This window comes from Pseudomonas sp. SDO5591_S426 (genome assembly GCF_054070755.1).
Genome location: NZ_JBSVXD010000226.1, coordinates 1 through 7,824, shown reverse-complemented (window position 1 = coordinate 7,824; position 7,824 = coordinate 1). Strand labels below are relative to the sequence as shown.

11 protein-coding genes are annotated in these 7,824 nt (G+C 60.6%); 4 read left to right on the top strand and 7 right to left on the bottom strand.

The window, feature by feature from the left end:
• Positions 1 to 148: 148 nt before the first annotated feature.
• Positions 149 to 871 carry a monofunctional biosynthetic peptidoglycan transglycosylase gene (gene mtgA, locus ACW9JC_RS26870; protein WP_457458789.1) on the bottom strand — a complete coding sequence of 241 codons (723 nt, stop codon included), beginning with the start codon at positions 869 to 871 and terminating at the stop codon, positions 149 to 151.
• Positions 872 to 945: 74 nt separating this feature from the next.
• On the opposite strand from mtgA, the gene ACW9JC_RS26865 reads away from it, so the two are divergent.
• The 4 genes from ACW9JC_RS26865 (at position 946) to trmB (ending at position 3,198) form a co-directional block, all read left to right on the top strand.
• A complete protein-coding gene (locus tag ACW9JC_RS26865) occupies positions 946 to 1,317 on the top strand; it encodes a DUF423 domain-containing protein (protein ID WP_457458787.1) in 372 nt (123 codons plus the stop codon).
• 90 nt (positions 1,318 to 1,407) lie between these two features.
• Complete coding sequence (gene thiS / locus ACW9JC_RS26860) at positions 1,408 to 1,608, top strand: sulfur carrier protein ThiS (RefSeq protein ID WP_160386128.1); 201 nt, start codon at positions 1,408 to 1,410, stop codon at positions 1,606 to 1,608.
• A 60-nt stretch (positions 1,609 to 1,668) separates the two neighbouring features.
• Positions 1,669 to 2,463, top strand: a complete 795-nt coding sequence (locus tag ACW9JC_RS26855) for a thiazole synthase (RefSeq protein ID WP_150701761.1) — start codon at positions 1,669 to 1,671, stop codon at positions 2,461 to 2,463.
• Between the two features lie 9 nt (positions 2,464 to 2,472).
• Entirely contained in the window at positions 2,473 to 3,198 is a 726-nt protein-coding gene (gene trmB, locus ACW9JC_RS26850; RefSeq protein ID WP_338583689.1) for a tRNA (guanosine(46)-N7)-methyltransferase TrmB, read from the top strand.
• A gap of 133 nt (positions 3,199 to 3,331) precedes the next feature.
• Here trmB and ACW9JC_RS26845 read toward each other — a convergent pair whose 3' ends face one another.
• Genes ACW9JC_RS26845 through metX form a run of 6 tightly spaced genes read right to left on the bottom strand, consistent with a single transcriptional unit; the run spans position 3,332 to position 7,688 of the window.
• A complete protein-coding gene (locus ACW9JC_RS26845; protein ID WP_457458784.1) occupies positions 3,332 to 3,655 on the bottom strand; it encodes a DUF3392 domain-containing protein in 324 nt (107 codons plus the stop codon).
• A gap of 9 nt (positions 3,656 to 3,664) precedes the next feature.
• Complete coding sequence (gene hemW, locus ACW9JC_RS26840; RefSeq protein ID WP_457458782.1) at positions 3,665 to 4,870, bottom strand: radical SAM family heme chaperone HemW; 1,206 nt, start codon at positions 4,868 to 4,870, stop codon at positions 3,665 to 3,667.
• Positions 4,867 to 5,463, bottom strand: a complete 597-nt coding sequence (gene rdgB / locus ACW9JC_RS26835; RefSeq protein ID WP_457458780.1) for an RdgB/HAM1 family non-canonical purine NTP pyrophosphatase — start codon at positions 5,461 to 5,463, stop codon at positions 4,867 to 4,869. The genes hemW and rdgB overlap by 4 nt, the downstream gene beginning before the upstream one ends.
• On the bottom strand, positions 5,460 to 5,894 hold the full coding sequence (locus ACW9JC_RS26830; RefSeq protein ID WP_338583686.1) for a DUF4426 domain-containing protein: 435 nt from the start codon (positions 5,892 to 5,894) through the stop codon (positions 5,460 to 5,462). Before ACW9JC_RS26830 ends, rdgB begins: the two co-directional genes overlap by 4 nt.
• A 26-nt stretch (positions 5,895 to 5,920) precedes the next feature.
• Positions 5,921 to 6,541: a methionine biosynthesis protein MetW gene (gene metW / locus ACW9JC_RS26825; protein ID WP_338583685.1), complete on the bottom strand. Its 621-nt coding sequence runs from the start codon at positions 6,539 to 6,541 to the stop codon at positions 5,921 to 5,923.
• 7 nt (positions 6,542 to 6,548) lie between these two features.
• On the bottom strand, positions 6,549 to 7,688 hold the full coding sequence (gene metX, locus ACW9JC_RS26820; protein WP_416127695.1) for a homoserine O-succinyltransferase MetX: 1,140 nt from the start codon (positions 7,686 to 7,688) through the stop codon (positions 6,549 to 6,551).
• Positions 7,689 to 7,824 lie beyond the last annotated feature (136 nt).

Genomic DNA, 7,824 nt, shown 5'->3' with positions numbered 1-7,824 from the left:
CCGTACGTACGGTGGTGTGAGAGGACGGCGGATGTAAATCCGCCTCCTACTCGATCTGGCTCAATAGATCGCAGCCTTCGGCAGCTCTTACATAGGATCGCGGACCCCTGTAGGAGCTGCCGAAGGCTGCGATCTTTTGACTTTTCAATTATTGGGACCAAGGCGCCCGCCGCGAATCATTAAGTCCCACCAGATAACTATCGCCACCCAACTGACTCATCTGCCGCCGAATCCAGCCTGCACGCCGCGCCACGTACGGGGTCGGATGGCTGGCACTCCACACACGCGGGTTGGGTAGAACGGCGGCCAACAAGCTCGATTGCTGGCGACTGAGACCTTTGGCGCTTACGCCAAAGTGATGCCTGGCCGCCGCTTCGGCGCCAAACACGCCTTCATCCCATTCGACACTGTTGAGGTAGACCTCAAGAATCCGCTGCTTGGGCCAGAACACTTCGATCAGCCCGGTGAACCAGGCTTCCAGACCCTTGCGCAGCCAGCTGCGGCCGGACCACAGGAACAGGTTTTTCGATACTTGCTGGCTGAGGGTGCTGGCGCCGCGAATCGAGCCGCCGAGTTCGTTATGGGCCAGGGCGGCCTTGATCGCATTGACGTCGAAGCCCCAGTGCTCCGGGAATTTCTGGTCTTCGCCGGCAATTACCGCGACTTTCAGGTCATCGGAGATCTCTTCCCAGGGTTTCCAGGTGCGTTGCAGGTCAATGGGCTCGCCATCGATCCAGGATTCGATCTTGCGCTCGACCATCAGCGCGGTTCCCGGTGGCGGCACCACGCGGAAAATCAGCACCAGCAGGACGCTGCCGCCCATGAGCCAGAGCACGGCCTTGGTGAAACGACGGAAATAGATACGCAGCATAGAGATGGCTTGGCCGAACCCGTTGAGCGGGCCATTATACAGACCCTGTTGATCGAGTCTGACTGGAGTTCTGCATGCTGCGTGGCTTTCTGATGCTGGCCGCTTTTTTCGGCTTCACCGGTGTCGGCCTTGGTGCCTTTGCCGCTCATGGTCTGAAAAACCGTCTTAGCGCCGAGTACCTGGCGATTTTTCATACCGGCGTGATCTATCAGCTGGTGCACACCCTCGCGTTGCTGGGCGTCGCATTGCTGGCAACGCAGATTCCCGGGCGCCTTGTCACCTGGGCCGGCGCATCGTTTGCCATCGGCATCCTGTTGTTTTCCGGCAGCCTGTACGTGTTGACGCTGACCGGTGTCAGCAAGCTCGGCATAATCACGCCGTTCGGTGGCCTGGCGTTTCTGGTCGGCTGGTTCTGCCTGGGGTTGGCCGCCTGGCGGTTGAGCTGACCGTGCAGTCCATTTCATGACGAATGGCTTGGGTCAGCCTGACTGATCGGGCTAGAATGCCAGCCCCTAAAAATGATGGCGGCCTTGCGCATGCGCATTCAGTTGAACGGCGAATCCTTTGAACTGCCCGACGGTGAAACCGTTGCGGCCCTGATCACCCGTCTGGACCTGACCGGACGCCGGGTGGCGGTCGAACTCAATCTGGATATCGTCCCGCGCAGCCAGCATGCCGACACCACTTTAAATGACGGCGACAACGTCGAAGTGGTGCATGCCATCGGCGGCGGCTAGCCGTCTGGCCCAAGGGCCGACACAATTCTGCAAGAACCTCACCCCTACAGAGGATTTCCCATGAGCATCGTTCGTAGCGACAAGCCTTTCGTCCTGGCCGGTCGTACTTACCAGTCGCGTTTGCTGGTCGGTACCGGCAAGTACCGTGACATGGAAGAAACCCGCACGGCCATCGAAGCCTCGGGCGCCGAGATCGTCACCTTCGCCGTGCGCCGCACCAACCTCGGGCAGATCGAGGGCGAGCCGAACCTGCTCGAAGTGCTGTCGCCGGACCGCTACACCTTCCTGCCGAACACAGCCGGTTGCTACGACGCTATCGAGGCCGTGCGCACCTGCCGCCTGGCCCGTGAACTGCTCGACGGCCACAATCTGGTGAAGCTGGAAGTGCTGGCGGATCAGAAAACCCTGTTCCCCAACGTGATCGAAACCCTCAAGGCCGCCGAAACATTGGTCAAGGAAGGCTTCGACGTGATGGTCTACACCAGTGATGACCCGATCATCGCCCGTCAGTTGGCGGAAATCGGCTGCATCGCGGTGATGCCGCTGGCCGGTCTGATTGGTTCGGGACTGGGGATCTGCAACCCGTACAACCTGCAAATCATCCTCGAAGAAGCCAAGATTCCGGTGTTGGTGGATGCCGGTGTCGGTACCGCGTCCGACGCCACCATCGCCATGGAACTGGGTTGTGATGCCGTACTGATGAACTCGGCAATCGCCCATGCCCAACAACCGGTCATGATGGCCGAAGCCATGAAACACGCCATCGTTGCCGGACGCCTGGCTTACCTCGCCGGCCGCATGCCGAAAAAACTCTATGCCAGCGCCTCTTCGCCGCTGGATGGTCTGATCAAGTAAGAGCCATTGATGACTGAATCGAACGACACGCCTATCCAGACGGAAGAAGGCGACGAGCGCCAACACCGCCGCATCAAGAGTTTTGTGATGCGCGCCGGGCGCATGACCGAAGGCCAGCAAAAAGGCCTGGATCAGGGCACGCCGCTGTTTGTGCTGCCGTTGGCCGACGCGCCGGTGGATTTCGACCAGGTGTTCGGTCGCTCGGCACCGCGCTCGCTGGAAATCGGTTTCGGCATGGGCCATTCGCTGCTGGAAATGGCCGCCGCTTCGCCGGAGCAGGATTTCATCGGCGTGGAAGTGCACCGTCCGGGTGTCGGCGCGCTGCTCAATGGCGTGCTGACCCAAGGCCTGACCAACCTGCGAGTCTACGATTGCGATGCGATCGAAGTGCTCAACCGGTGCGTGGCTGACAACAGCCTTGATCGCTTGATGCTGTTTTTCCCGGACCCGTGGCACAAGAGCCGTCACCACAAGCGCCGTATCGTTCAGGCGTCGTTCGCTGAGCTGGTACGCAGCAAGTTGAAGGTCGGCGGCATCCTGCACATGGCCACCGACTGGGAACCGTATGCTGAGTACATGCTGGAAGTAATGAACGTCGCGCCGGGTTATCGCAACCTGGCCGAAGACGGCAAGTGCGTACCGCGTCCGGCCGAACGCCCGATCACCAAGTTCGAACGCCGCGGCGAACGTCTTGGGCATGGGGTTTGGGATTTGAAGTTCGAAAAGCAGTCTTAAGCCGTAACGCTATAAAAACTGTAGGAGCCGAGCTTGCCCGCGATGAGGCCATAACATTCAACATCTATGCTGACTGTTAAACCGCCATCGCGAGCAAGCTCGGCTCCTACAGTTGTTTTGGGTGGGCCGAATATCAGCGGCGGTCAGCGACCACGCCAATCAACACCAACACCACCAGCAACACCGGCGCCAGGCTGTAGTTGTTGAACTGGCTCAAACCCCGAACGATCCACGGCGTTGCGTAGATCAGTGCCGCGCCGCTGCCGATCATGCACAGCAGGGCCATCAGCGGCGCGCGCAAGGCGCCGGCGATGCTGCCCAGGCGTTGCTCGACCCAGCCTTTGAAATCCGCACCGAACAGCACTAGCAGACAGCCCACCAGGGCGAGGGCGATTTCCGAAAGATTGCTGCGGCTCCAGCGAGACACGGTGGCAAGCAGGTCGAGTACCAAATCCATTCGATTTCCTTATGTCAGAAATTTCTGCAGCAAGTCGTTGAGGAAGAGTTGTCCGCGCTCGGTGGCTACCAGACGTGACGGTTCGACCTGCAACAGGCCGCTTTGTTCGGCTTCACGGCGGCCTTCGGCGAGGCTTTCCAGGGTCATGCCCGTGCGCTCCGGGTACAGCCGCGATTCGACGCCTTCAGTCAGGCGCAGTGCGTTCATCAGGAACTCGAACGGCATTTCATCGTTGCCCAGCGCTTTCTCGCCAGCCTGAAAGCGTTTCGCCGGATTCAGGTAATCCTTCGGCAAGCGGGTTTTCCAGGTGCGGACAATGCGCCCGTCCGGGTGGCTGAGCTTGCCATGGGCGCCGGCGCCGATGCCGATGAAGTCGCCAAAACTCCAGTAATTGAGGTTATGGCGTGCCGGCCGACCGGGCAGGGCATAGGCCGAGACTTCGTATTGTGCGTAACCGTGTTCGGCGAGCAGCGCTTGTCCGGCCTCTTGAATGTCCCACAACGTGTCGTCTTCCGGCAGCGTAGGCGGCTGGTTCCAGAACACGGTGTTCGGCTCCAGGGTCAGCTGATACCACGACAGGTGCGTGGGTTTCAGGGCAATGGCGGTGCGCAGGTCCGCCAGGGCATCGTCCAGGGACTGATTCGGCAAGCCATGCATCAAGTCCAGGTTAAAGTTATCGAACCCGGCCTGACGCGCCATGCCGGCGGCTCGCACCGCTTCGTCGCCGTTGTGGATACGGCCCAAGGCCTCGAGTTTTTCCTGCTGAAAGCTCTGGATGCCGATCGACAGGCGATTGATCCCCAGTTTCCGGTACGCGACGAACTTGTCCTGCTCGAACGTCCCTGGATTCGCTTCCAGGGTGATTTCGATGTCGCTGGCAAACGGGATGCGTTGTTCGACACCTTTGAGCAAGCGACCCAACGCCGCGGCGCTGAACAGGCTTGGTGTGCCGCCACCAAAGAAAATCGAGCTCAGTTCACGTCCGTAAACGGCGTGCAGGTCCTGATCAAGGTCGGCCAGCAATGCGTCGACGTACTCTTCTTCCGGCAGCACGGGACTGGCGGTGTGGGAGTTGAAATCGCAATAAGGGCATTTGCGTACACACCACGGAATGTGGATGTACAGCGCCAAGGGCGGCAGCACGGGCAGGGCCGCCCTTGGCGATGGTGCGTCGCCGCCGAAGATCAGCGGCGACGCGGTTGATTCACGGGTCATTTCAAGCCCAGACGCTGGCGCAGCAGATCCATTGCACGGGCGCGGTGACTGATCTGGTTCTTGTCGCCAGGGCTGAGTTCGGCGCTGGAGCAATCGCGCTCCGGCACCCAGAACAGCGGGTCGTAGCCAAAACCGTGTTCGCCGCTGGCCTGGGTCAGAATGCGCCCGTGCCACAAACCTTCGCAGAGGATCGGCAGCGGATCGTCGGCGTGACGCACCAGCGCCAGCACACACACGAACTGCGCGCCGCGCTCGGCTTCCGGCACGTCCTTCAACACGTCGAGCAGCTTGGCGTTGTTCGCCGCATCGCCCTTGCCGTCGGCGTAGCGCGCGGAGTAGATGCCCGGTGCGCCGCCAAGGAAATCCACCGCCAGCCCGGAGTCGTCCGCTAGCGCCGGCAGGCCGGAGATGCGCGCGGCATTGCGCGCCTTGAGGATGGCGTTCTCGACGAACGACAGACCGGTTTCTTCAGGCTCGATGCTGCTGAACTCGCCGATCGAGCGCAGTTGCACAGAATCGCCGAGCATGGCCTGGAGTTCTTTCAGTTTGCCGGCGTTGTGGCTGGCCAATACGAGTTGCGTGAAGTTGATCATTCGCCGGGGAAGAGCTCTTGGTTGAAGTTGATGGTGTTGATTTTGTCACCGGTCTGCACCTTGATGTCGAAGGTGCGGGTTTCCTGCTGCGGGACCGGGTATTGGGCAATGTAGTAGATCGCGCCCTGCTCGGTAATCTGTTTGAATTCCAGCGGTACGCTTTGGCTGGTCAGGTCTTTCACCGTGCCGGTGACCTGCGCCGTCAGCGGTTTGCCATCCTTGAGCACCGAAATGTTGATCACGCCCTGGTTCTTGCTGCGGTTGAGCTCCGCGGCTTTGGCGATGTCCGGTGTCAGGAACGTGGAGTTGAAGGTGTTGTAGTGCACCGTCACGTCGCCAAATTTTTCCTGGCGATCACCTTTGATCGCATCGGCAGCCATGGCCGTGACGCTCAGGCAGGCGGTGAGTAGAAACAGCGCTAGACGACCCATGATCGTTCTCCTCGAAATTGGGTGATTCAGACCGCGACCTTGTGGTCTGCAAGCCCCGGGCTGCTGACGCGGTAAATGCCGATCTCACCTAACAGATTAGGCCAAAGCTTGCTGGCCCACCCGTGCCGATGCTGTTGATCCACGGCCAGCCGATCAATGACCTTCGCTTCACGTTCGCGACACAACGCTTCAAAGTCTGCGAATGTACAGAAGTGGATGTTCGGCGTGTTGTACCAAGTGTAAGGAAGGAATTCGGAAACCGGCATGCGGCCCTTGCTCGCCAGGTACCAGCGGCAGCGCCAGTGACCGAAATTCGGGAACGTGATGATGCACTGGCGGCCGACCCGCAGCATTTCCTCGAGGATCCGGTCCGGGTAGTGCACCGCTTGCAGCGCCTGGGTCATGACCACGACATCGAAACTGTTGCTGGCAAAGTTGCCCAAGCCTTTGTCCAGGTCTTGTTCGATGACGTTGATGCCCTTGGCCACGCACTCGGCGATGTTGTCCGCGTCGTTTTCCAGGCCGTAGCCGGTGACCTGCTTGTTGTCGCGCAGCCAGGTCAGCAGCTCGCCGTCGCCGCAGCCGAGGTCGAGCACGCGGCTGCCGGCGGGGATCCATTCCTGGATGATTTCCAGATCAGCTCTCATGGCTTTCTCACAACGTAATGCGGTTCATGTAATTGCCGAACGCCTGCAAGTAGCGCGGGATCGGAATCAGGAAGGCGTCGTGGCCTTGCGGCGCGTCGATCTCCAGGTAGCAGACGTCCTTGCGCGCGGCCATCAGCGCGTCCACCAGTTCCCGCGAACGGGCCGGGGAGAAGCGCCAGTCGGTGGTGAACGACATCACGCAGAATTTTGCGGTGGCGCCGGCGAAGGTTTTCGCCAAGTCATCGTCGAAATTGGCCGCCGGGTCGAAGTAGTCCAGGGCCTTGGTCATCAGCAGATAAGTGTTGGCGTCGAAACGCCCCGAGAACTCTTCACCCTGATAACGCAGGTAGCTTTCGACCTGGAACTCGACGCTGTGGAAGTCGTAATTGAGCTTCTCGCTCTTCAGGCCACGGCCGAATTTCTCGCCCATGGAATCGTCGGACAGGTAAGTGATGTGCCCGACCATCCGTGCCAGCATCAGCCCGCGCTTGGGGATCACGCCTTGTTCCTGGAACGAGCCGCCGTGGAACTCGGGGTCGGTGAGGATCGCCTGACGCGCCACTTCGTTGAAGGCGATGTTCTGCGCCGACAGCTTCGGCGCCGAGGCGATGGCCAGGCAATGGCGGATGCGGTCAGGGTAAGTGATGCTCCATTGCATCGCCTGCATGCCGCCGAGGCTGCCGCCGATAACCGCTGCAAACTGAGCGATGCCGAGGCGATCGGCCAGACGCGCCTGGCTGTGCACCCAATCTTCCACAGTCAGCACCGGGAAATCGGCGCCAAACGGCTTGCCGGTCTCCGGGTTGATGCTGCTCGGGCCGGTAGAACCGTTGCAGCCGCCGAGGTTGTTCAGGCTGACCACGAAGAACTTGCTGGTGTCGATGGGCTTGCCGGGGCCGATGCAGCTGTCCCACCAACCGGGTTTGCGGTCGTCGGGGCTGTGATAACCGGCGGCGTGGTGGTGGCCGGACAAGGCGTGGCAGATCAGCACGGCGTTGCTCGCTGCGGCATTCAGCGTGCCGTAGGTTTCGTAAGTCAGGTCATAGGCTGGGAGCGAACGACCGCAGGCCAACGCCAGGGGTTCGCTGAAGTGCGCCACTTGCGGCGTCACCAGACCAACAGAATCGGGGGGGAAGGCAGCTGGCATCGACCCTGCTCTCATTGAAATGAGGCGTAAGTCTAAAGACCGCTGGGGTCAGCGGCAAGCAAAGGCCGGGCCTGATTTTTCCCGGTAGACCGAGGTGTGCCCATCGCGGGCAAGCCTTGCTCCTACAGAGGTCGCG